The following is a 23,915-nucleotide window of genomic DNA, read 5'->3' as shown; positions in this document are numbered from 1 at the left end:
ATGAAAATGAAAGATGATGGAAAGAAAAAAATCAAACAGAACAAGAATTGTTGGACTACGCTTTACACCCGAAGAATATGCAACAATTGAAAGCAAATTCAGAGGAAGCACTTGCCGAAAATTAAGTGATCATATTCGAAAACATTTGTTCGATAAGCCAATTGTAACCACATATAGGAATCAGTCTTTAGATGATCTTATGGAAGAAACAGTAGAACTTCGGACTGAACTAAGCGCCATTGGAAACAACATCAATCAAATTGCAAAGAAGCTAAATACGGTCAGACAAATAGCTGAATTTAGAGAATCAATACTTCGCTTTGAATTAGAGAAAACAATTCTTTTTAATAAAATTGATGAGATTAAAACACATACTCAAAAAATATCGGAACAATGGTTGCAATTATAAAAACAAGCCATTCTATCCAGCATATTTTAAATTACAATGAAAACAAAGTCAAAGCAGGTGTCGCTGAATGTATAAGTGCGGAAAAATATCCAATTGATTTAGAAAAATTGAATTTTACTTTAAAACTTAATCGCTCTTTAAAATTAGCTCAACTTAACGAAAATGCGAAGCGTAATACGGTTCATATTTCTTTAAATTTTGATACCTCGGAAAATCATTCAAAAGAAAAACTAATCGAAATTTCAAATGTTTATATGCAAAAAATTGGCTTTGGCAAACAACCATATTTAGTTTATGAGCATCAAGATGCTGGGCATCCGCATGTTCATATTGTAACCAATAATATTCAACGAGATGGAAAGCGAATTGATCTGCATCTTTTAGGCATTCGTAAATCAGAACCAGCACGAAAAGAAATTGAAGAATTATTTGGACTTGTAAAAGCTCAAGACAGAAAAGTAAAAGAACCGCTTTTGTTGACGCCAATTTCGACACCTAGAATAAATTACGGAAAAGTAGAATCTAAAAAAGCAATCAGTACTATTTTAAATTTTGTAGTAAACGAATATAAATATACAAGTCTTCCAGAACTCAATGCCGTTTTGAAGCAATACAATGTTTTAGCCGATAGAGGAAAAGAAGATTCTAGAGTATTTAAAAACAATGGAATATTATACAAAATATTAGATAAAAATGGAAAAACTGTCGGAGTACCAATAAAAGCAAGTGATTTTTACACTAAACCAACATTGAAAAATCTAGAAGGAAATTTCAAATTAAATAAAGTAAAAAGAACAAAACATCAAGCTTACACTAAAAATGAAATCGATAAGATATTACAGAGCAATAAACAATATTCGTTGGATAGTTTTGTCAGTCAATTACAATCAAAAGGTATTCACGCAGAATTAAGAAAAAGTTCGGAAGGACAGCTTTACGGAATTACGTACATAGACCACAGAACTAAATGTGTTTTTAATGGAAGTGCTTTAGGAAAACAATATAGTGCGAAGGCTATTGTAGAACGATGTTTATCCGAGAATAAGAATGAAAAATTACAATTAACAGATTTAAAACTTGATACAAGTTATCAAATTTTAAATGGAACATCAAACTTGGAAAAAGGCTTAGAAATCCTTTTTAAACCAGAACAAAATTTGGAAGGTTTGTCAGAACAACAAAGAAATAAGAAGAAGAAAAAAAGTAAAAGAAAAGGATTTATACTTAGTTAATAATAATAAATGGTTGTTAATATATACAATATATATATATGTACATAATAATGAACTTTTTACCGATGAGCAAAAAACAACTGCTGTTTCCAAAGCATCTCTTAATATTACAACAATTGGGAGAGAATATCAAGTTAGCAAGAAAAAGAAGAAAGTTAACTACAATACAGGTTGCTGAAAGAGCGGGTATTGTGAGGACTACGTTATATCAAATAGAAAAAGGGAATTCAAGTGTTTCTATTGGTGCTTATTTTAACGTTTTGAGAGTTTTAGGACTTCAAAATGATTTTTTAAAATTAGCTTCAGATGATGAACTTGGAAGAAAACTTCAAGACATTGAATTATTGAAATAATAGTTTTGAGGAAAAAAACTAATTAAGAAAAAATAGAATATGTCTTTAAATAAAACTGATATATATGTTTACGCCCATTGGCAAACAATGAACGAACCCAAAATAGTAGGGATTTTATCAGCGCAACAAGCTAAAGGGAAAAAAGCATTTAGTTTCGAATATGATAAAACATGGCTAAAAACGGAGCAAAAATTTCTATTAGATCCCGATATTCAATTGTATGGAGGCAAGCAATTTCCTAATCAAAAAGAAAATTTCGGAATATTTTTAGATAGTATGCCCGACAAATGGGGACGTACATTGATGAAACGCCGAGAAGCACAACTAGCAAGGAATAATAATGAAAAGCCAAGAACATTATACGATATTGATTTTCTTTTGGGTGTTTTTGACGAGAGTCGTATGGGAGTATTACGATTTAAAACAGATTTAACTGGCGATTTTTTAGACAACAATAAAACAACTTCAACTCCACCTTGGTCTTCAATTAGAGAACTTCAAAAAGCAGCTTCTATTTTTGAAAATGATAAAGATAATGAAGAAGTTAATAAATGGCTGACTGTGCTAATGGCTCCTGGTTCTTCGTTAGGAGGAGCAAGACCAAAAGCTAATATTTTGGATAATGACAATAGTCTTTGGATTGCAAAATTTCCATCTAAAACCGATACATTTGACAAAGCATCTTGGGAGTTTTTAGCGTATCAATTAGCAATCAATTCAGGAATTGATATGGCTCCTTGTCGAATAGAAAAAATAATGGGGCAACACAATACCTTTTTTACCAAACGATTTGATAGAGAAAAGGGCGAACGGATTCACTTTGCATCGGCTATGACTATGACAGGAAATAATGAAGATACAATTCGAGATAATCAAGCAAGTTATTTAGATATTGCCGAATTCATAAGTAATCATGGTTCAGATGTAGAAGCAAATCTACACCAGTTATGGCGTAGAATTGTTTTTAATATTGCAATTTCGAATACCGACGATCATTTGAGAAATCATGGTTTTATTTTAACCAAAGAAGGATGGATATTATCTCCTGCTTACGACCTCAACCCATCAATAGACAAAGACGGCTTAGCTTTAAATATGGACATGGATAATAATTTTCTAGATTTTGAATTAGCAAAAAGTGTTGGTGAATATTTCCGATTAGATAATAATCAAATGGAAGATGTTATAAATCAAGTTGAAAGTTCAGTAAGGCATTGGAAAGTTATCGCTAAGGAAATAGGAATATCTAGAGGCGAGATCGAATTAATTGAAAAGGCTTTTATGAAATAATAGAATTCATTACTAAAATAATGTTAGACTATTGTATTACTTTATTCTTTACGAACTTCAACTAAATACCAATCCGCTAAAAATTACTGTATAAATATATAATTGCTTTATTAACGTAAATAAAGCAATTATATATACTAAAACTTAAAATAATTTAGTCTTTTGGTTTATGAACATGAGGTTTCAAATCAGGATGTTTTGGCTTCGTTTCGGGGTTTACCCTCCTTCTTCTATCATCATTTCCACCTTCTGTTTTTGGTTTTGGACCTGGTTTGATCGCTTTAATTGTCTCCATAATAAATGTTTTTTTTTTAAATTAATAATAACAAACATCATTAATAAAAAATTTACATTATTACGGAAAACCATATTTCCATAAAAAAAGCGACCCTTTTGAGGCCGCTTTGAATGTTTTCACAACGGAATAATCCTTATTGTGAATTGCTTCAAAATTGTATTGCAATGATACAACAAAATTTCAATCACCAATTACGGTTTTCCATAAATCAATTCATTTTCTTTTCCTTAAATTTCGAGACCAATTAAGATAACGAGAAAATTCATTGTAAAAGAGAATTAGAAATGAAGAAAATATTAGGTTTAGATTTGGGAACGACATCTATCGGATGGGCATTTATTAATGAAGGAGAAAATGACAATGAAACCTCATCTATTATAAATGCAGGTGTTCGCATTGTACCTTTAACAACTGATGAGGAGGCCGATTTCAAAAAAGGCAATACTATTTCTATCAATGCAGACCGAACATTAAAACGTGGCGCAAGAAGAGGTTTGCAACGTTTTAAACAAAGACGTGATGCTTTATTACAAAGTTTTAGAGGAATCAATTTTATTTCTTCTAATTATGTCTATGCGGAAACAGGTAAGCAAACTACTTTTTCATCTTATAAATTAAGAGCTAAATCTGCAACAGAACTGGTAACCAAGGAAGAATTGGTTCAAGTTTTATTGATGCTCAATAAAAAAAGAGGCTATAAAAGCAGTCGAAAAGCAAAAACTGCTGAAGAAGGTGATGCTATTGATGGAATGAAAATTGCCAAAGAAATTTTCGAAAATAATTTAACACCTGGGCAATGGGTTTATAATTCATTATCAATAGGCGGAAAATTTATACCTGACTTTTATCGTTCGGATTTACAGAAAGAAGTAGAGAAAATCGTGCGTTTTCAAAATCAATTTCATCCAGAGCAAATGAATGAAAAATTATTGGAAAACATTCAAGGTAAAGCTAGAACGGTAACTTCTCAATATTTCTCAAGAATATTAAATATTCCTCTTGCCGAAAATAAAGGAACTCGGGAAGAAACCAAATTGCAACATTATAAATGGAGAAATGAGGCTTTAACAGAGGAACTCGATTTAAAAGTTTTAGCCTTTATAATTACCGAAATAAACAATCAAATCAATCAATCTAATGGCTACCTTGGTGCTATTAGTGATCGAAGCAAGGAGTTGTATTTTAATCAAGAAACTGTTGGTCAATTTCAATACAACCAATTAAAAGAAAATGCACACACTAAACTAAAAAATCAGGTTTTTTACCGTCAAGATTATTTAGATGAGTTTGAAAAAATTTGGGAAACACAATCAAAATTTTATCCAGAATTAAATGATGAACTAAAATCAGAAGTTCGTGATATTACAATTTTTTACCAACGAAAATTAAAGTCTCAAAAGCATTTGGTAAGTTTTTGCGAATTTGAAAAAGGACATAAAGCCATTCCAAAATCATCACCATTGTTTCAAGAATTTAGGATTTGGCAGAACATCAATAATATTGTTGTTAAAAATGAAACGACAAAAGAACCTTTTCTTTTAGGTGAAGATTTGAAAAAAGTCATTGCTCAAGAATTGTCTTTTAAAGAAAGTATGACCGATTCGCAATTGTTAACTTTTTGCGACTTAAAGAAAGGAACTCATACTGTTAATTTCAAAAAAATAGAAGGCAACAGAACAAATACTTCACTTTTTAAAGCTTTTGAAAAAATTTTAGTTTTAGAAGGTTATGACGAGTTAGACCTTTCCAAATTGGACGCTTCTGATATAAAAAGCATCATCAAATCAGCCTTTTCTGATTTAGAAATCAGTACCGCTATTCTTGATTTTGACCCAACCATTCAAGGCAATGATTATGACAAACAATCTTATTATCAATTGTGGCATTTACTTTATTCTTCGGAAGAAGATGATTTTTTAAAGAAAAGTCTAATGGACAAATTTGGATTTAAAGAAAGCCACCTTCCTTTTCTTTTGAATATCAATCTTCAAGCCGATTACGGAAGTTTGAGTGCTAAAGCTATAAAAAAAGTATTACCTCATTTAATGGATGGACATATTTATGATAAAGCCTGTACATTAGTTGGTTATAATCATTCCTCCTCATTAACAACAGATCAAAATAATGAAAGAGTTTTAAAAGATACGCTTGAATTATTAAAGAAAAATAGTTTGAGAAACCCTGTAGTTGAGAAAATTCTCAATCAAATGATTAATGTGATTAATGCCATTATAAAAGACCCAGCGATGGGAAAACCAGATGAAATTCGTGTGGAATTGGCTCGTGAGTTGAAAAATAACAACGAACAGCGAAGCGAAATGACAAAAGCCATTAATAAAAGTACAACGGAACATGAACAAATTAGAAAATTATTGCATACTGAATTTGGAATTCATCGTGTCACTCGAAATGATATTATCCGTTATAAGCTTTGGAAAGAATGTGATGGAATTTCGCTTTATACGGGCAAACCAATAGAACCATCTAAACTTTTCACAAAAGACTATGACATTGAACACATTATTCCAAAATCACGTTTGTTTGATGACAGTTTTTCTAATAAAACCATTTGTGAACGCCAATTAAATATTGATAAAAGTAATAAAACGGCTTATTCATTTTTTCAAGAGAAATTATCAGCGGAAGAATTTGACCAATTTGAAAAAAGAGTAAAAAGTTTGTTTGGAAAAATCAGTAGAACAAAGCAAAACAAACTTTTGATGGCTAACAATGAAATTCCAGAAGGATTTATTGACAGGCAACTAAGAGAAACACAATATATTGCTAAAAAAGCCAAAGAAATTTTATTGGAAGTTTCTAGAAATGTAACCGCAACTATTGGAAGTGTTACTGATAAATTGCGGGATGACTGGGAATTAGTCGATGTGATGAAAGAACTCAATTGGGAAAAATACGATAAATTAGGTTTGACCTATATTGAAGAAGGCAAAAACGGAGAGCGTTTATATAAAATTAAAGATTGGACCAAAAGAAACGACCATCGCCACCACGCTATGGACGCGATAACGGTTGCATTTACCAAACCTGCATATATTCAATACTTAAATAATTTGAATGCTCGAACGAATACCGATAAAAAAGGAAATTCGATTATTGGAATTGAAAACAAATACTTAAAAAGAGATAAAAACAATAAACTTCGATTTATTGAGCCAATCCCAAACTTTAGGGAAGTAGCCAAAAAGCAACTCGAAAGTATTTTGATTTCCTATAAAGCAAAAAATAAAGTAGTTACAAAAAATAAAAACGTAACTAAAAAAAGCAATGGAACGAATCAAAAAATTCAATTGACGCCAAGAGGACAATTACATAAAGAAACAGTTTATGGAAAACTACAACAATATGTTACCAAAGAAGAAAAAATAAATGCCAATTTCACTCCAGAATATGTTACTAAAGTTGCTAAGAAAGAATACCGTGAAGCTTTATTAAAAAGATTAATTGAAAACGAAAATGACCCTAAAAAAGCATTTACAGGAAAAAACGCTTTAAGTAAGAATCCGATATATATTAGTTTAGAAAATAATATTCTAGTTCCTGAAAAAGTAAAAATAGTTTGGTTAAAATCTGATTACACCATTCGAAAAGACATTACACCCGATTTAAAAATTGACAAAGTAATTGATATTGGCTTAAAAACAATACTTCAAAATCGCTTGAATGAATTTAACGGAGATACAAAAAAAGCTTTTGTAAATCTAGACGAAAATCCTATTTGGCAGAACAAAGAAAAAGGAATTGCTATAAAACGAGTGACCATTAGCGGAGTGAGCAATGCTCAAGCACTACATACTAAAAAAGACCATTTGGGAAACGAAATTTTAGACGAAAATGGACAGCCACTTCCTGTAGATTTTGTAAGTACAGGAAACAACCATCACGTTGCGATTTATAGAGATGAAAAAGGGAATTTACAAGAAGAAGTTGTTTCATTTTTTGAAGCTGTAACTCGTAATAATTTGGGTTTATCCATTATCAATAAAAATCATGAAAAAGGTTGGGAATTTTTGTTTTCGATGAAACAAAATGAGTTTTTTATATTTCCAACTGATGGATTTAATCCACATGAAATAGATTTATTGAATACTGAAAATTATCACTTGATTAGTCGTAATATGTTTAGGGTTCAGAAAATTGCTACTAAAAACTATATGTTTAATCATCATCTTGAAACGAAATCAGTAGATGGAGAAATGTTAAAAACTAAAAAGCAATTATCTAAAATAAGTTATCACTTTATTCAAACACCATCATATTTGAATTATATAATCAAAATCAGAATCAATCATCTTGGACAAATTGTTCAATTAGGCGAATATTAATTGCAAATCAAAAAATCAATAGGAATGGGCTTTAGCCAAAATTTATAAAGCATTTAAAACCTACAAAAAATGATAAAACGAACCCTTTTCTTTGGTAATCCAGCTTATTTGAGTACCAAAAATGAGCAAATCGTCATATCTTATCCAGACAAGGAACAGGAAAGCAAAACTGTAGCTATTGAAGATATTGGCGTTATTGTTTTAGAAAACCAACAAATTACCATTACCAATGGTTTACTAGAAAAACTAACCAACAACAATGTGGCATTAATCAATTGCGACCAACAGCATTTGCCTATTGGATTGTTAATGCCACTAAACGGACATACAGAACAATCAGAACGGTTCAAAAACCAAATTAATGCTTCAGTTCCACTTAAAAAGAATTTATGGCAACAAACCATTAGTGCAAAAATTACAAACCAGGCCGGATTACTAAAAGAAAAGGGAATTCCTTGCCGTAAAATGGAACTTTGGGCAAAGGAAGTAACATCAGGCGATGTATTAAATCACGAATCAAGAGCAGCTGCTTTTTATTGGCAAAGCCTTTCACACATTCTCACAAGAGATGATAGTGTTTTTAACAGAGGGCAAAAAGGAATTCCGCCCAATAACCTACTGAATTATGGCTACGCCATTTTAAGAGCCATAACCGCACGAGCTTTGGTTAGTTCTGGAATGTTGCCAACATTAGGTATTTTCCACCGCAATAAATACAATGCCTATTGTTTGGCGGATGATATTATGGAACCTTATCGAAGTTTTGTAGATTTAGTTGTATGCCATATTATGGAAACAGAGGATCATTATAAAGAATTGACAATTGAGATAAAAAAACAATTATTGAGTATCGCTACAATCGACGTTAACATTGATGGGAAAAATAGTCCGTTGATGGTAGCGATGAGTCGAACAACAAATTCCTTGAACGAGTGTTTTGAGGGAAGTTCTCGAAGAATTTTATACCCAATTTATGTATGATGTACATTACACACGTTTAAATCAATATAGGAGTTTGTGGATATTAGTATTTTTTGATCTACCAACCGAGACGCGTAAAGAGCGTAAAATTGCTAGTACTTTTCGTAAGAGATTATTAGACGATGGCTTTTCTATGTTCCAATTTTCGATATATATGCGCTTCTGCGCCAGCAGAGAAAATGCAGAAGTACATACCAAAAGGATTAAAAATAGTTTACCCGAACATGGAAAAATTGGTGTGATGCAAATCACAGATAAACAATTTGGAATGATGGAACTCTTTTATGGAAAAAAACCTGTAGAAACCGAAAAGCCATCGCAACAATTAGAGCTTTTTTAAAAAACAGGATAAAAAAAACACCTACTAACCTGTGCATCAGTACCCCAATTCATTTATTTTTCACTTTCAAAACAAACCTATAACTACCAACATATCAAACAATTAACTAGCGGTATGTTGGGAGTTATAAGTAAAAATACAATTTTGAAAGCAATTCACAACGGGAAAATTAAAGTGATTGGAGATACTACGTTGGGAGTTATAAGTAAAAATACAATTTTGAAAGCAATTCACAACCCTGATGCATCAATAGTAATACCGTAAGGAGTTGGGAGTTATAAGTAAAAATACAATTTTGAAAGCAATTCACAACTTAGTATCATAAATTAAATCTGCAATACCAGTTGGGAGTTATAAGTAAAAATACAATTTTGAAAGCAATTCACAACCTGTTTGGTTAGGTTTTCCTATTACAGAAAGTTGGGAGTTATAAGTAAAAATACAATTTTGAAAGCAATTCACAACCTCAATTACCTTTTCGTTTTTAGGTATTTTGTTGGGAGTTATAAGTAAAAATACAATTTTGAAAGCAATTCACAACTAAAACCACTGTTAGCCGCAAACAATAAAGGTTGGGAGTTATAAGTAAAAATACAATTTTGAAAGCAATTCACAACCAGTACCTGTTGAAGTGTTATTTGAATATGTTGGGAGTTATAAGTAAAAATACAATTTTGAAAGCAATTCACAACTTATTACGCAATAGTAATTTATTCCAAAGGTTGGGAGTTATAAGTAAAAATACAATTTTGAAAGCAATTCACAACAGCGTCAAGTAATACGGGTAGTCGTGTTTTGTTGGGAGTTATAAGTAAAAATACAATTTTGAAAGCAATTCACAACCTATTTCGTCTGTAAATCCTATTGTTGGTTGTTGGGAGTTATAAGTAAAAATACAATTTTGAAAGCAATTCACAACGAGCAGTTAAAATCATTTAGAAAATCATTAGTTGGGAGTTATAAGTAAAAATACAATTTTGAAAGCAATTCACAACTGGAAGTCGGTGAGGTTAAAATTTTAATAGTTGGGAGTTATAAGTAAAAATACAATTTTGAAAGCAATTCACAACTTATCTAACATAGCTAAGAACTCTTTTTCAGTTGGGAGTTATAAGTAAAAATACAATTTTGAAAGCAATTCACAACCTAGGGCTGGAAAAAAAGATAACGCAATAGTTGGGAGTTATAAGTAAAAATACAATTTTGAAAGCAATTCACAACCACACCAATACTGTCCCTTTTGCGGAGGGGTTGGGAGTTATAAGTAAAAATACAATTTTGAAAGCAATTCACAACCCTAAGAATCCAAGGCCGAAACTGAACTTTGTTGGGAGTTATAAGTAAAAATACAATTTTGAAAGCAATTCACAACTATAATTCCGTGTTTTTTAAATTGACTTTTGTTGGGAGTTATAAGTAAAAATACAATTTTGAAAGCAATTCACAACTCCAGAGCCATCGAGTCTGCAAACATTTTAGTTGGGAGTTATAAGTAAAAATACAATTTTGAAAGCAATTCACAACACACCCAAAGTCGAAGCGCCTTTTACCGGTTGGGAGTTATAAGTAAAAATACAATTTTGAAAGCAATTCACAACTTATCCGTACAATGCAACACGATACGTATGTTGGGAGTTATAAGTAAAAATACAATTTTGAAAGCAATTCACAACTGCTTTTAACTGGTTTAGAAATGGACTTGGTTGGGAGTTATAAGTAAAAATACAATTTTGAAAGCAATTCACAACTTTCGATAAACAATGGCGGTGCAAAGTTAGGTTGGGAGTTATAAGTAAAAATACAATTTTGAAAGCAATTCACAACTGTTCTGCTAAAATCAGTTCACACTTAAGGTTGGGAGTTATAAGTAAAAATACAATTTTGAAAGCAATTCACAACAAATTTTATAATTTACTGCGCGCATCATGGTTGGGAGTTATAAGTAAAAATACAATTTTGAAAGCAATTCACAACTCCAGCTTTCTTATTTCGCTACGACTAAAAGTTGGGAGTTATAAGTAAAAATACAATTTTGAAAGCAATTCACAACTTGCGATAAACAATGGCGGTGCAAAGTTAGGTTGGGAGTTATAAGTAAAAATACAATTTTGAAAGCAATTCACAACATTGAACGCCCTTACTTTCATTGGCGCTTTGTTGGGAGTTATAAGTAAAAATACAATTTTGAAAGCAATTCACAACCAGGTCCTGATTCACCATCTAAGCTTTGGGTTGGGAGTTATAAGTAAAAATACAATTTTGAAAGCAATTCACAACGAGTAGCTGAAGCCTGCATTCGCTCCATTAGTTGGGAGTTATAAGTAAAAATACAATTTTGAAAGCAATTCACAACATGTTTTGATTGATGTTCTTATTTAAGTGGTTGGGAGTTATAAGTAAAAATACAATTTTGAAAGCAATTCACAACTACTTTGGCAAACGTCTATTTTCTGTATCGTTGGGAGTTATAAGTAAAAATACAATTTTGAAAGCAATTCACAACTCGCTGCACTCTACATCTACAAACTTTGTCGTTGGGAGTTATAAGTAAAAATACAATTTTGAAAGCAATTCACAACCGTCGAACATGCTGACATGAATTGCCAAGGTTGGGAGTTATAAGTAAAAATACAATTTTGAAAGCAATTCACAACGCGTGGGCGAAAGCTATTATAGATGCTAATGTTGGGAGTTATAAGTAAAAATACAATTTTGAAAGCAATTCACAACATATAATCTAAGCGTATTTATTGAAAGTGAGTTGGGAGTTATAAGTAAAAATACAATTTTGAAAGCAATTCACAACTACATTATAAATTATGGATGCACCTAGCAGGTTGGGAGTTATAAGTAAAAATACAATTTTGAAAGCAATTCACAACCAGACAGTAATTCATACAATGATTATGTGAGTTGGGAGTTATAAGTAAAAATACAATTTTGAAAGCAATTCACAACGAATCAACCAAAGCCTTTGCTCTAGCTTCGTTGGGAGTTATAAGTAAAAATACAATTTTGAAAGCAATTCACAACACAGGTCTAGGTTTCATTGTAAGAAATGTAGTTGGGAGTTATAAGTAAAAATACAATTTTGAAAGCAATTCACAACATTAGGAGACTTGCAATATAGAGGGTTTTTGTTGGGAGTTATAAGTAAAAATACAATTTTGAAAGCAATTCACAACTCATTAGCATCGTAATACACAACGCATGAGTTGCGAATTATAAGTAAAAAAAATATAACCTTGCAAGAAATTCACAATTAGTTAATTGTTTACGTATTTTTTAATGATATAATCGCTAACAGGTTTCAAAGCACGCCCATTCTCAGGATGCCTACCATGGGTATTAAAAAATTCAATCCCGTGTGCTGTTTTAGCATACCAAACTATAGCTTCTCCATCCTTAAAAAAAACGGTTTTATTTGTAACTTTAATTTTTTTGAGAATTAAAACACTCTTATCTGAAGGCTCAATTTTATTAAAAGCTCCGATACTTTCCACTTTTAAATCACAGCTAACTTCTTCATAATGATCATTAGACCATTGCATACATTCTTTTTTTTGTGAAAAATAGTAGCATAGACCTGATAGCAAAATAATAATTCCAATTACAAACCATGTATTTGGTTTTATTATCTTAGGTTCTTTATTTATTAAGTCTTCTTTTGACGTAAGACCTACACTTCGTGACTCCCGAACTTCTTTAGGGGTTTCTTCCAGTTTTAAACTTTCTTCACTTTTTACAAAAACATTCTCACTCTGGAAATTTTTATCAGTTACTAAATCTGATACTATTAAATCATCTGTGTTTTCAGTTGCATTTTCTTCTTCAGTAAAATATTTTCTAAACTTACTATAAGGTCTTAGTTCAAAATCAACCAAAATTGAAGCAAGCTCAACCGTGTGAAAATTAGCTGGCTCTTTTTTACCTTTTAAGAAAGAACCAATGGGCTTAAATTTATCAATATACTGATTAAAAGCAACCTCTTGGGTTGGGTTAAATTCTGATTTAAAAAAAAGAGAGAAGATTTTTAAATCATCTTTTTTATCATTCGTTATAAATATTTTCCAGCATAGATCTCTAAGCTTTGCTTGTGATGGAACCTCTAAATAATAACTATTGTCACCGTTTTTTTCTTTTTCATATTTTTCTCTAATCGCTTTTTTGTAATGGTCAGTAGTAATGTTTCGCATAGGCTTTCAGGAATTTATAGGATTCTTTAAGATTTATTAGGATTAAACAAAATAGTTCAGGAATTCCGGGAATTCCTTATCAACAAAGGCTTTTAATCGTATTTACTTTGCCACAGTAATTAGTCATCGTTTTGATCTGCAGATTAAAACAAATGTACAAAACTGGTTCAAAAAAAAGTGCGGAAAACCGTAGGAGGGATTTTATTCGGGAAGTATAAACAAAGTCATACAGTTCTACGCATTTTACTTCCCAAAATCAATGGTATTGTATTTAACAAGATCTGGAAAAGTTTCGGACAGCAATACCCATGTCTAATTTTTAACAATAGTAAGATGAAAAGATTATTTATATTGGGAGCGATAGCATTATTAAGTTCAACCGTATTTTCATGTACCGCGGATGACCTAGTACCAAGTGATACAAAAACAGACCAAAAAGAGAATGTAAGTCCAGCTAATGTCGCTGCTGACCAAGGTCCTGGAGATGAACCGATAATTGTTCCTCCACCAAAATAAAATTGTTATAAACTCCTTAATTAACAATTAAGTACTATTTTCGGGGAAAGTATCCTTTATGTTACGATCCCCGATTTTTAGTTTGATTTTGTGTTCTATTTTATTTTCTTGTCAGGAAAATAAAATTATTGCTCCAAAAAAAAATACTGATGGGCTGAAAAATGGCCGTCTCCTACAACAAAAAGCTATAAGTCAATTAGAAAAAAATAATTTTAATAGCGCTTTTTACTACTTTAATAAATCGAAAATAACCGCTGAATCAATGAATGACAGCGCTAAGATTATTTATAGTCTTATTCAAATGGCCTCCATTCAGCAAATAAATGGCGATTATTATGGGAGTAAAGAAACCTTAACAGAAGCTCTTCCTTATGTCAAAAGAAAAGATATTTATTCGGCATCGATTAATAACTATTTTGGAATAGCAGATAAGGAATTATCTATTTATGAGGATGCTATTTTTTATTATAAAGAAGCGATAAAAGATTGCAAAGATGAAACGTGTAAAAATCCGCCTCTAAATAATATTGCAGTGGTTTATATTAAGCAAAAAAAATACGACAAAGCCATTAGTATTTTAGAGAGTTTGAGAAATAAACAAAATATTGATATTCCTTCTTCTGCTAAACGCAAAGGCAGAATATTGGATAATTTAGGTTATGCTTATTTTAAAAAAGGTGACTCTGAAAAAGGTATTATATTGATCAATAAAGGTTTACAAATAAGAAGTCAAATTGATGATTTTTACGGAAGTATTGAAAGTAATTTACATTTGGCTGAATATTACCAAAAACTTGACATTAAAAAATCTAATGAGTATGCAAAAGATGCTTATGAAATCGCAACACAATTTAATAGCATTGATGAAAGACTGAATGCTTTAGCATTTTTAATATCAAATGATCAGCAAGTGAATAATGAGCAATATGCTCAAAAATTCATTTATTTGAATGACAGTATAATTAAAATACGTAATAATTTTAAAAATAAATTTGCCAAAATTAAATATGATTCAAAAAAAGAAAAAGACGAGAATCATAAACTTCGATTAGATAAGGCTGAAAGTCTTTTAATTCTTCAGAAAATAAAATACCAACGTTTTTTATTCCTCATTGGAATTGTATTTCTTATCGTTTTAATAGCACTTCTAATTCGGTATTTCAAAATAAAAACTAAAACCGAAAGAATAAAAGCTTCTTACGAAACAGAGACCAGAATTGCGAAAAAAATACATGATGAGCTGGCTAATGATGTTTTTCATGCCATTACTTTTACACAAACGCAATCTTTAACTGAAGTTAACACAAAAGAAAATTTAATTCAAAAATTAGACGATATTTATCAGCGTGTGCGAGGGATTTCAAGAGAAAATAACGAAATACTAAACAGTTTGGAATTTTCAAAAAATTTAAAAGACTTACTTGCTACCTATAATGATCATTCAAGAAATATAATCATTAATAATATTGAAAAGGTAGATTGGGAGCTTATTGATGAAACCAAAAAAGTCACTCTTTATAGGGTTTTACAAGAATTAATGGTAAACATGAAGAAACATAGTTTGGCTTCCTTAATTGTAGTAAAATTTGACAACTCAGACTCCAAAAAATTAATTGTTGATTATGTAGACAATGGAAAAGGCTGCAACAAAGCAGAAATTATTAAAAATGGTATTCAAAATATGGAAAACCGTATTCTATCCATAAATGGAACTATTATTTTTGACACAGAACCTGAAAAAGGATTTAAAGCTAAAATAATAATCCCAAATAATTAGAATTATAATGTTTAAAAAAGTAATTGTCGCAGAAGATTTTGATAGTATAAACTTAGGGATAGAACAAGCCTTACGAGATTTAGATATTACCAATTATCAACATACAAAATATTGCGATGATGCTTACCTAAAAATTAGAAAAGCAATTATTGACAACGAGCCATATGATTTACTTATAAGTGACTTATCTTTTAAAGCAGATTATAGAGAAGTGAAAATTGAAAATGGAGATAAGTTGATCGAAAAAGTACGAGCTGAACAACCCGATTTAAAAATTATAGCTTATTCTGTTGAAGATAAAAGTCATCGAATTAGATCCCTTTTTACCAATTCAGACATCAATGGTTTTGTTATGAAAGGAAGAAATAGTATTGACGAATTAAAAAAAGCAATACGACTTTTATCAACATCAGAACTTAAATACATATCACCAGAAATATCTTCTGTTCTACAGGAAAATAATAATTATGAAATAGATGATTTTGATGTCTTAATTATGAAGCATCTTTCACTAGGAACTGCGCAAGATGACATTAGAGATACTTTTATATCCTTAAATATAAAACCAAATAGCAAGAGTGCTATTGAGAAAAGAATTTCTAAATTGAAAGATTTTTTTAAGGCAAACAACACAGTCCATTTGGTCTCTATTGCCAAAGATATGGGCATTATCTAAACTTTTTTATCAGATTACGGTTTTCCATAAAATATTGATTTTTATTGGTTTTACATTTGAATGGTTAATTAAATCATATAAATTAAAATCAAAAATCATGAAAAAGTACTATGTAAACAAAAATGCACAATCAAACGGAGACCATGAAGTCCATACTGCTGATTGTTATTACCTACCAAATGTTGAAAACAGAAAATATCTTGGCGAATTCACATCTTGTTCAAGTGCTGTTCTAGAGTCAAAAAAAACCTACCGTCAATCTAACGGTTGTAAAACTTGCTCCTTAGGCTGTCATACCTCATAATACAACTATGAGTTTTAGATTTCAAAAAAGAGTAAACTTCGGGGGAGATTTTGGCCTCAATGTTAGCAAATCCGGGATTTCACCTAGTTTGAGAACGAAGAGAGGTACTATAAGTACTAAAGGGTTTTCAGTGAATACCGGAATCAAAGGAGTTGGGTATAAAAAAACAATAAATTCGAACGTATGTATATTATTTCTTCTAATGTATTTATTTCTCACTGTTACCCTATATTAAATCATTAATTAGTACAGTAAAAAAAAATATTATTATTATTATTTGTAACATTTTCGACAATAATCGTTGTGCTAAAGAAATAGGGTTTTGTAAAGTTTGAAAGCCCACCGGAAAAAAAAACACCAATAAAAAGAAGAAAAAAATTACCAACTAAATTTTAAATAAGATGGATTCAAAAGCAACAATGACTATTGAGCTAAAAAGTCATTTTTTAAGACTTTATCAAATGGCTTTATCTGATGATAATTTTAATGTCCTAGAACTGCAAATGCTCTATTTTTTAGCAGAAGAAAGAGGGATCTTTAAAGAAGAATTAGATAAACTATTTCTCAATCCTGTTAATGACCAAACAGGAATTCCCGTTGAACTAAATACAAGAATCGAGTATTTATATGATTTAACGTGTATAATGTGGGCAGATGGAATAATTACAGATGACGAATTAAATACTTTAAAAAAATATTGTAAAAAATTTGAATTTATAGAAGAGAATATAGATGAATTAGCAAATTATCTTGTTGACTGCGTCAAAGAAGGAATGAATAAAAATGAAATTATTAGTCAACTAAATTCTTAATTTATGAAACCATTACAGCAGTTGTTCCGTTTAAAAAAAGTAGAAGAAGCTTTAGGCGAACACATACAAAATAAAGAAGAAGACAGAGAACAAATCAGAATTACTTATTATCAAAGTGGATTTACAGCTTCTTTAAGAGCTTCTGGAAGACCAATTGTACTTAGAGCATGCTTGCAAAATTTATTTACCAACTTCAAAGACCAATGTAGCCGCCAAATTTCAGAACAACAAAGGCTGAAGCAACCTTTTAAAGAAGAGCAAGAAAAAAGTAGGACAGAACTTAAAAAATGTGAAACAGCAATTGGAATATATGAACAAAAAGAGCATGAAATAGATAAAAAAATTGAAAATGCTGCCTACGAAACTGTCGATGTAAAAGTAAATCCTCAAAAATATATTGATGATGGCAAAGGTGGTACTGCACAATTTTACATTGGTCTAATATTGCTACTACCGATTACTTTGTATTTACTAGTTTTTTACATTTCAGCATCTTATTCTGCTTTTTTTAAAGAGTTTACAGATACTAGTTTAACCGCTGCCATTTTTGATGCTGATGCGTTGACAAATGCCTTTAAAGCAAGTTGGTTGGAGGGTGTTTTAGTGATAACAATTCCTTTTGTATTTATGGGTTTAGGATATGTGATTCATATGATGCAAAAAGAGACTGGAATAAAAAAAACATTGCGAGTTACAGCTCTATTTGCAACCACGTTTTTATTTGATTCTTTATTAGCTTACGTAATTGAAAAGAAAATTTACGATTTTAATAAAACACCTGATTCACCACTGTATGACCTAGAAATAGCATTGGGTCAAGCTGAATTCTGGATGATTATTTTTGCTGGATTTGTCGTGTATGTTATTTGGGGATTAGTATTTGATTTTGTAATGAAAGAAAATGAAAATAAAGATAAAATTAGAGTTTTTATTAGAGGAAAAAAAGAAGAAATTGTGAATTTTGAGAAATCAAAATTAGAAAATAGTATTAAAATTTTAGAATTTTCAAATAAAATTGATCATCATAAAGGAGAGATTAAACTTTTGCAATCAAAGGTCGATGGATTTGTCTTTCCTGTAAAAGAATATTTAAATTATCATAATCAATATAAGGAAGGTTGGTTTCAAGCCATTGGTACAGAAATAGCACTTCCTAACGAGCAAAAACATAACTTATTATCAGAATGTGATGCTATTGCAAATGAGCATTTAAAATCAGTCGATTTAGTAGATTCCGATTACCAACATTTAATTTATTCTAACAATTAATATTTTTATGAAACAAAAATCAATAAAAACAGTACTATCCATTTTAATTCTAATTTTAGTGCTTTCATGTAAAAATGAAGATTCTAATGATAATCAAAAAAATAAAGAAGAGATTATAACGCCTGAAAAAAAATCATCTAATAATTATAACATTAGTATTCTCTTAGATTTGTCAGATAGAATTAGTACAGAAAAGTATCCAAATTCAACGATGGAATTTTATCAACGAGATTTAGGCTATATCAATTCTATTGCAACGGCATTTACAAACCACATAAAGACTAAAAAAATTAGAGAGATGAATGACAAAATTGCTGTTTATTTTAATCCAGAACCTTTAAACGAAGAAATTAACAGTATTTCGGATAAGTTAAAATTTGTGTTTGATAAAAATAATGCTTCCAAAAATAACATCAATCGGGTTAATGTTACTTATAATGATGAAACTGCAAAAATTTATGATTTAGCAATTAAAGATAATAACTATGTTGGATCGGATATTTGGAAATTTTTTGCAAACAATGTTAATGATTATTGCATTGAAAATAAACATCGAAATATTTTAATCTTATTAACTGATGGTTATATCTTTTATAAGGACACAAAAATAAAAGAAGATAACTTAACTTCATATTTAGTGCCTGAAATGATTCGTGCTAATGGATTGAATACACCCAATTGGAAAGATAAAATAGAAAAAAATAATTTTGGGCTCATTTCCGCTAATGAAGATTTATCTGATTTGGAAATTTTAGTACTTGGTGTAAATCCAGATACTAAAAACCCATATGAAGCTAAAGTAATAAAAGAATATTGGGGAAATTGGTTTAAAAAAATGAAAGTAAAACGATTTGTTATTAAAGAATCTGGTTTGCCAAGTAACATAGATAAAGTAATTAAAGATTTTATTGAACAATACTAATCACATATAAATCTAAAAAGTATATAATGTGCTTTAGCTGTCCTTGATTTTTTTTAATCATTATGTAAAAAATTTTATCATGTTTTATTTTATGAAAACCTTTTTTAGATTTCTTTTAATTTTTTTTACAATTACAATAAATGCTCAAACGAAATTGCTATCATGGAATATTGAGAATATTGGTAAATCAAAGTCAGATCAAGTAATATTGTTTGTTGCTAATACGGTTAAGGATTTTGATATTGTAGCCATTCAAGAGGTTGTTGCAGGTTATGGCGGAGCGCAAGCCATTGCTAGATTAGCAGATGAACTAAATCGAACAGGGACCAAATGGGATTATAGGGTGAGTGCTCCAACCAGCAGTAGTGCATATAAAACGGAGAGGTATGCTTTTCTGTGGAAAACGAACATTATTAAGATAATCGGGGAACCTTGGCTTGAAAAAAAATTTAATTTAGAGATCGATAGAGAACCATTTTATGCCACTTTTGAATATAAAAACAAGCAATTTACCGTAGTAAACTTTCATGCTATTACCAAGAGTAAACAACCAGAAACGGAAATCAAGTATTTTAAACATTTACCTATAGAATATCCTAACTTAAATTTAATCTTCGTGGGTGATTTTAATTGTCCAGAATCCCATACAGTATTTAATCCATTAAAAAATATCGGTTACGAATCCGTGCTTAAAAGTCAAAAAACTACACTGAAGAAGGATTGTAAATCTGAAGAATGTTTGGCTTCTGAGTTTGACAATATGTTTTATAATAAATCAAAAGTCATTCTTATCAATGCAGGACATATTTCCTTTTATAAAACATTTAATTCATTGAAAGATGCAAGAAATATTTCAGATCACGTACCAATCTGGGCTGAAATTGTTCTGAACTAACATATATTATGATTGGGTTAAACTATTTAAATCATTAAATAAAAGATTCGAATTTTGTATCTTTAGGGTCACTATAAAAAACTAAAAGCCTGGGAACTTAGATTCTTAGGCTTTTTTTATGGTTTGAATTTTCAGTTGATTTTTTTTTTATTTTTTTGCCAAGTCTATGTTTATTGGTAAATTCGGTTCAAATTCCTTCATTTTTTTTAACTAATTAATAGAATAATTATGATTCGAAAGTCGGCTTTAAAAGATGATAACTTATATAATACCTTATTGATTTTATCTCCAATATTCACTTGCATGTCCACTTTTCCACTTTCAAATAAATCAATCCTAGCGGAACTATCCATACATATTTTTTATCTCGGCCATGACAAATGTACTATGGGTGCTGCCTATGCTTTTAACTGCTCCTAATTTATTAAATACAAAATCTTGATAATGCTTCATATTTTTGGCAGAGACTTTCATTAAAAAATCGTAATCTCCTGCGATATTATAGCATTCCACAATTTCTTCTATTTTCATAATATCATTAACAAACTGATTCCCGATATTTTTATCATGCTGTTTAAGTTTGATATTACAGAAAACGATAAATCCTCGATTTAATTTTTCTGCATCCAGCAGGGCTATATATTTCTTAATATAACCGTTTTTCTCTAATCTTTTAATACGTTCAAAAACAGGTGATGAAGAAAGATTTACCATTTTAGCAAGCTCCTTAACCGTATATTTGGAGTTATTGTGAAGAATATTTAATAATTGAAGATCAATTTCGTCTATCTGCTCCATGGAATATTTTACTTAAAAAGGTTAGATTAATTCATAAAAAAGAATATTAATCTTCAAATGTAATAAAAATAAAAACAGGAACCTTATTTTAAGTAAATAGAAGATTTAATGACCTGCAAAACTTACTTTTGTAGCATAAAAATCTAAAAAATAGTAAAAACACATTGAAAAAGTTGTTAGAAATATTAAGTAAAGTAGGTTTCGACGGTTTCCTGTTAATGATAGGTACCATGATTCTGTTGGCTTATTTTTTGCCGATGCCAGGCTTGGTAAAAGAACCTGTTTCCCTAGAGGAAATAGCTAATGTAGGCGTGTCGTTTATTTTCTTATTTTATGGATTGCGACTGAGTGTTGAAAAATTAAAAGCTGGGCTTGTTAACTGGAAAATGCACATTGTCGTACAGTTGACAACATTTTTGTTTTTTCCGCTCATCGTTTTGGCATTTCGTCCCTTGTTCGTCAATACCGACTTTGAGTTGCTTTGGTTGGGTGTATTTTTTCTGGCAGCTTTACCTTCTACAGTTTCGTCTTCCGTGGTCATGGTTTCCATAGCCAAGGGGAACATCCCTGCAGCTATTTTCAATTCGAGTATTTCTAGTTTGATCGGAGTAGTGGTTACGCCGCTGTGGGTTGGGTTGTTCATCGCTTCTGCAACAGGCGATTTTGATGTTACTCATATCTTCACAAAGTTGATTCTTCAAGTCTTGTTGCCTGTTATTATTGGAATCAGCCTTAACTCCCGTTTTGGTGCCGTTGCCGAAAAATATAAGAAACAACTCAAATATTTCGATCAAGCAGTAATTCTTACCATCATTTATACCTCGTTTTGTAAGTCATTCTCCGAACATATTTTTGATGGCTTCACCGCCCTTGAACTTGCTGGACTCGCTGCAGGGATGATGACCTTATTTTTTGCCGTATTCTTTTGTGTTGGAATAATCAGTCGGTTGTTAGGCTTTTCAGTAGAAGATCGTATTACTGTCTTGTTTTGCGGATCTAAAAAGTCATTGGTACACGGAACTGTGATGTCAAAAGTGCTGTTTCAACACAGTACCATCACTGGTATTATATTGTTGCCACTCATGCTTTACCATGCCTTGCAATTGATTGCCGCCAGCATCATCGCTCAGCGTATGGCTCGACGAAAAGATGTATAATTTTGTTATGGTCTTTGCCAACTTTATTTTAGGTAAAAAATCCCCATAAAGAGCTTTCGATCTTTTGGGGATTTAATTATAACAGAAAAAGAAGTCACTAATTTTTAAAAAATGCGTATAAAATAGCTATTCTGCTTTACTTAATAGCTCAATTTAAATTTATTCGATAAGGTTTACTTCACAATATTACTATTGTTTTAGTTATCCTTTATTTGTGTGAAATTCTATTCGTTACAAAACGGATAATCTGTATAACCTTGCTCGCCACCACCATAAATTCTTGTCCTGTCTGGCTCACTAAGTGAAGCATTTTTTTCAAAGCGTTCAGTTAGATCAGGGTTTGCGATGTATAATCTGCCAAAGGAAATCAGCTTTGCAATGCCTTTTTCAAGTTCGGCTTCGGCGGAAACTTTGTCATAGCCTGCATTCGCAATCACGATGTGGCGAATCTTTCTACCAAATAATTCCATCTCATTGTGGGTGCCATCATTTTCAGACGAAGCAGAATAGGGACTTCGACGCATGATTTCTACATACGCAAAGTCTAACTTGTTCAATTCTTCAATAAGACAATTATAGGTAGCGACAGGGTCATTCAGCACTATAGCTGCATAGGGATTGAAAGGAGATATTTTAATACCTACCTTTTCACTACCCACAGCACTGATTAATTCCTGCATCACCTCCAGTATGAATCGGGCATTGTTTGGGATACTACCTCCGTAATCATCCGTCCTTTGATTGGCACTTTCAGCTAAGAACTGGTTAGGAAGATAACCGTTGGCAGCGTGGAGCTGAACCCCATCAAAACCTGCCGCTATGGCATTTTTTGCGGCTTGACCAAAATCCTTAATGGTCTGTTTGATTTCCGGAATTGTCATTTCCTGAGGTATTTCATAATCCTTCATGCCATCAGAGGTGAAATGCTGCATTCCTGTGATAGGCAAGGGTGATGGCGCAAAAGGCAGCTTTCCGTTCCTGTCTACAGAATGCCCTACACGACCAGTGTGCCAAAGCTGCGCTATGATAACACCGCCATTATCGTGTACCGACGTTGTAACCTTCTTCCAGGCTTCTATTTGTTGCTGCGTAAAAATACCAGGAGTAAGTGGACTGCCAGTAGCCTCTTCACTGATCCTAATGGATTCGGTAAACAGCAAGCCTGCGCCTGATCTTTGGGTGTAGTATTCTATTGTCATCTCACCAACCAAGCCATTTGTATCTGTACGGCCTCTTGTCATCGCTGCCATAACCATTCTGTTTTTTAGGCTGATACCTCCTAATTCTGTTTTTTCTAAAAGTCTCATATTGCTATCACTAAAAATTGGTAAGGTTGTTTAAAAGATT

Annotated in this window: 21 protein-coding genes and 2 CRISPR repeat arrays; of the genes, 17 read left to right on the top strand and 4 right to left on the bottom strand. The window is 31.2% G+C overall.

Features of this window, described 5'->3' with window-relative positions; genetic code table 11:
* The first annotated feature begins 13 nt into the window (after positions 1 to 13).
* From mobC to AP058_RS11055, 4 genes are all read left to right on the top strand, one after another.
* Positions 14 to 409, top strand: coding sequence for a plasmid mobilization relaxosome protein MobC (gene mobC / locus AP058_RS11070; RefSeq protein ID WP_082706638.1), 396 nt, complete (start codon positions 14 to 16; stop codon positions 407 to 409).
* Entirely contained in the window at positions 394 to 1,641 is a 1,248-nt protein-coding gene (locus AP058_RS11065; protein WP_066310529.1) for a relaxase/mobilization nuclease domain-containing protein, read from the top strand. The genes mobC and AP058_RS11065 overlap by 16 nt, the downstream gene beginning before the upstream one ends.
* 65 nt (positions 1,642 to 1,706) lie before the next feature.
* Positions 1,707 to 1,994, top strand: coding sequence for a helix-turn-helix domain-containing protein (locus AP058_RS11060; protein ID WP_066310526.1), 288 nt, complete (start codon positions 1,707 to 1,709; stop codon positions 1,992 to 1,994).
* Between the two features lie 39 nt (positions 1,995 to 2,033).
* The gene (locus tag AP058_RS11055; protein WP_066310519.1) at positions 2,034 to 3,284 is read left to right on the top strand and encodes a type II toxin-antitoxin system HipA family toxin; all 1,251 of its coding nucleotides are present in this window, start codon (positions 2,034 to 2,036) and stop codon (positions 3,282 to 3,284) included.
* 154 nt (positions 3,285 to 3,438) lie between these two features.
* Here the strand turns inward: AP058_RS11055 and AP058_RS17010 are convergent, their stop codons facing one another.
* Positions 3,439 to 3,579 carry a hypothetical protein gene (locus AP058_RS17010; protein WP_197413404.1) on the bottom strand — a complete coding sequence of 47 codons (141 nt, stop codon included), beginning with the start codon at positions 3,577 to 3,579 and terminating at the stop codon, positions 3,439 to 3,441.
* A 287-nt stretch (positions 3,580 to 3,866) separates the two neighbouring features.
* Between AP058_RS17010 and cas9 the strand changes: the two genes are divergently transcribed.
* The 3 genes from cas9 to cas2 all read left to right on the top strand — a co-directional run bounded on the left by cas9 (position 3,867) and on the right by cas2 (position 9,246).
* Positions 3,867 to 7,925 carry a type II CRISPR RNA-guided endonuclease Cas9 gene (cas9, locus tag AP058_RS11050; protein WP_066310517.1) on the top strand — a complete coding sequence of 1,353 codons (4,059 nt, stop codon included), beginning with the start codon at positions 3,867 to 3,869 and terminating at the stop codon, positions 7,923 to 7,925.
* A gap of 69 nt (positions 7,926 to 7,994) precedes the next feature.
* Positions 7,995 to 8,906, top strand: coding sequence for a type II CRISPR-associated endonuclease Cas1 (gene cas1 / locus AP058_RS11045; RefSeq protein ID WP_066310514.1), 912 nt, complete (start codon positions 7,995 to 7,997; stop codon positions 8,904 to 8,906).
* Positions 8,899 to 9,246, top strand: coding sequence for a CRISPR-associated endonuclease Cas2 (gene cas2 / locus AP058_RS11040; protein ID WP_066310512.1), 348 nt, complete (start codon positions 8,899 to 8,901; stop codon positions 9,244 to 9,246). The genes cas1 and cas2 overlap by 8 nt, the downstream gene beginning before the upstream one ends.
* 116 nt (positions 9,247 to 9,362) lie before the next feature.
* Positions 9,363 to 10,467: a CRISPR direct-repeat array (repeat unit 46 nt; unit sequence GTTGGGAGTTATAAGTAAAAATACAATTTTGAAAGCAATTCACAAC).
* Positions 10,468 to 11,099: 632 nt separating this feature from the next.
* Positions 11,100 to 12,052: a CRISPR direct-repeat array (repeat unit 46 nt; unit sequence GTTGGGAGTTATAAGTAAAAATACAATTTTGAAAGCAATTCACAAC).
* A 460-nt stretch (positions 12,053 to 12,512) separates the two neighbouring features.
* Here cas2 and AP058_RS11035 read toward each other — a convergent pair.
* Positions 12,513 to 13,442 carry a hypothetical protein gene (locus AP058_RS11035; RefSeq protein ID WP_066310508.1) on the bottom strand — a complete coding sequence of 310 codons (930 nt, stop codon included), beginning with the start codon at positions 13,440 to 13,442 and terminating at the stop codon, positions 12,513 to 12,515.
* Positions 13,443 to 13,793: 351 nt separating this feature from the next.
* On the opposite strand from AP058_RS11035, the gene AP058_RS11030 reads away from it, so the two are divergent.
* From AP058_RS11030 to AP058_RS11000, 9 genes are all read left to right on the top strand, one after another.
* Entirely contained in the window at positions 13,794 to 13,958 is a 165-nt protein-coding gene (locus AP058_RS11030; RefSeq protein ID WP_231739642.1) for a hypothetical protein, read from the top strand.
* Between the two features lie 58 nt (positions 13,959 to 14,016).
* Complete coding sequence (locus AP058_RS11025; protein ID WP_066310505.1) at positions 14,017 to 15,735, top strand: hypothetical protein; 1,719 nt, start codon at positions 14,017 to 14,019, stop codon at positions 15,733 to 15,735.
* Between the two features lie 7 nt (positions 15,736 to 15,742).
* Positions 15,743 to 16,411: a response regulator gene (locus tag AP058_RS11020; RefSeq protein WP_066310502.1), complete on the top strand. Its 669-nt coding sequence runs from the start codon at positions 15,743 to 15,745 to the stop codon at positions 16,409 to 16,411.
* 97 nt (positions 16,412 to 16,508) lie between these two features.
* On the top strand, positions 16,509 to 16,715 hold the full coding sequence (locus AP058_RS16705; RefSeq protein WP_082706654.1) for a hypothetical protein: 207 nt from the start codon (positions 16,509 to 16,511) through the stop codon (positions 16,713 to 16,715).
* A gap of 7 nt (positions 16,716 to 16,722) precedes the next feature.
* Positions 16,723 to 16,950: a hypothetical protein gene (locus AP058_RS17345; RefSeq protein WP_369815148.1), complete on the top strand. Its 228-nt coding sequence runs from the start codon at positions 16,723 to 16,725 to the stop codon at positions 16,948 to 16,950.
* 166 nt (positions 16,951 to 17,116) lie between these two features.
* The gene (locus AP058_RS11015) at positions 17,117 to 17,527 is read left to right on the top strand and encodes a hypothetical protein (RefSeq protein WP_082706637.1); all 411 of its coding nucleotides are present in this window, start codon (positions 17,117 to 17,119) and stop codon (positions 17,525 to 17,527) included.
* Positions 17,528 to 17,530: 3 nt separating this feature from the next.
* The gene (locus AP058_RS11010; RefSeq protein ID WP_066310500.1) at positions 17,531 to 18,796 is read left to right on the top strand and encodes a hypothetical protein; all 1,266 of its coding nucleotides are present in this window, start codon (positions 17,531 to 17,533) and stop codon (positions 18,794 to 18,796) included.
* Between the two features lie 7 nt (positions 18,797 to 18,803).
* Entirely contained in the window at positions 18,804 to 19,718 is a 915-nt protein-coding gene (locus tag AP058_RS11005; RefSeq protein ID WP_066310498.1) for a hypothetical protein, read from the top strand.
* A gap of 91 nt (positions 19,719 to 19,809) precedes the next feature.
* A complete protein-coding gene (locus AP058_RS11000) occupies positions 19,810 to 20,613 on the top strand; it encodes an endonuclease/exonuclease/phosphatase family protein (RefSeq protein ID WP_066311140.1) in 804 nt (267 codons plus the stop codon).
* Positions 20,614 to 20,958: 345 nt separating this feature from the next.
* On the opposite strand, the gene AP058_RS10995 is transcribed toward AP058_RS11000, so the two are convergent.
* Complete coding sequence (locus AP058_RS10995) at positions 20,959 to 21,411, bottom strand: Lrp/AsnC family transcriptional regulator (RefSeq protein WP_066310496.1); 453 nt, start codon at positions 21,409 to 21,411, stop codon at positions 20,959 to 20,961.
* A 164-nt stretch (positions 21,412 to 21,575) separates the two neighbouring features.
* Here AP058_RS10995 and AP058_RS10990 point away from each other — a divergent pair, with 164 nt between their 5' ends.
* Positions 21,576 to 22,568 (top strand): bile acid:sodium symporter family protein, encoded by a 993-nt coding sequence (locus AP058_RS10990; protein ID WP_066310493.1) that lies wholly within the window; start codon positions 21,576 to 21,578, stop codon positions 22,566 to 22,568.
* A 224-nt stretch (positions 22,569 to 22,792) separates the two neighbouring features.
* Here the strand turns inward: AP058_RS10990 and AP058_RS10985 are convergent, their stop codons facing one another.
* A complete protein-coding gene (locus AP058_RS10985; RefSeq protein WP_066310488.1) occupies positions 22,793 to 23,875 on the bottom strand; it encodes an alkene reductase in 1,083 nt (360 codons plus the stop codon).
* Between the last annotated feature and the right edge of the window lie 40 nt (positions 23,876 to 23,915).

The organism is Flavobacterium sp. TAB 87 (assembly GCF_001529295.1).
Lineage (GTDB): Bacteria > Bacteroidota > Bacteroidia > Flavobacteriales > Flavobacteriaceae > Flavobacterium.
The sequence above is the reverse complement of the archived record's forward strand: the minus strand, read 5'-3'. Positions and strand labels throughout refer to the sequence as shown.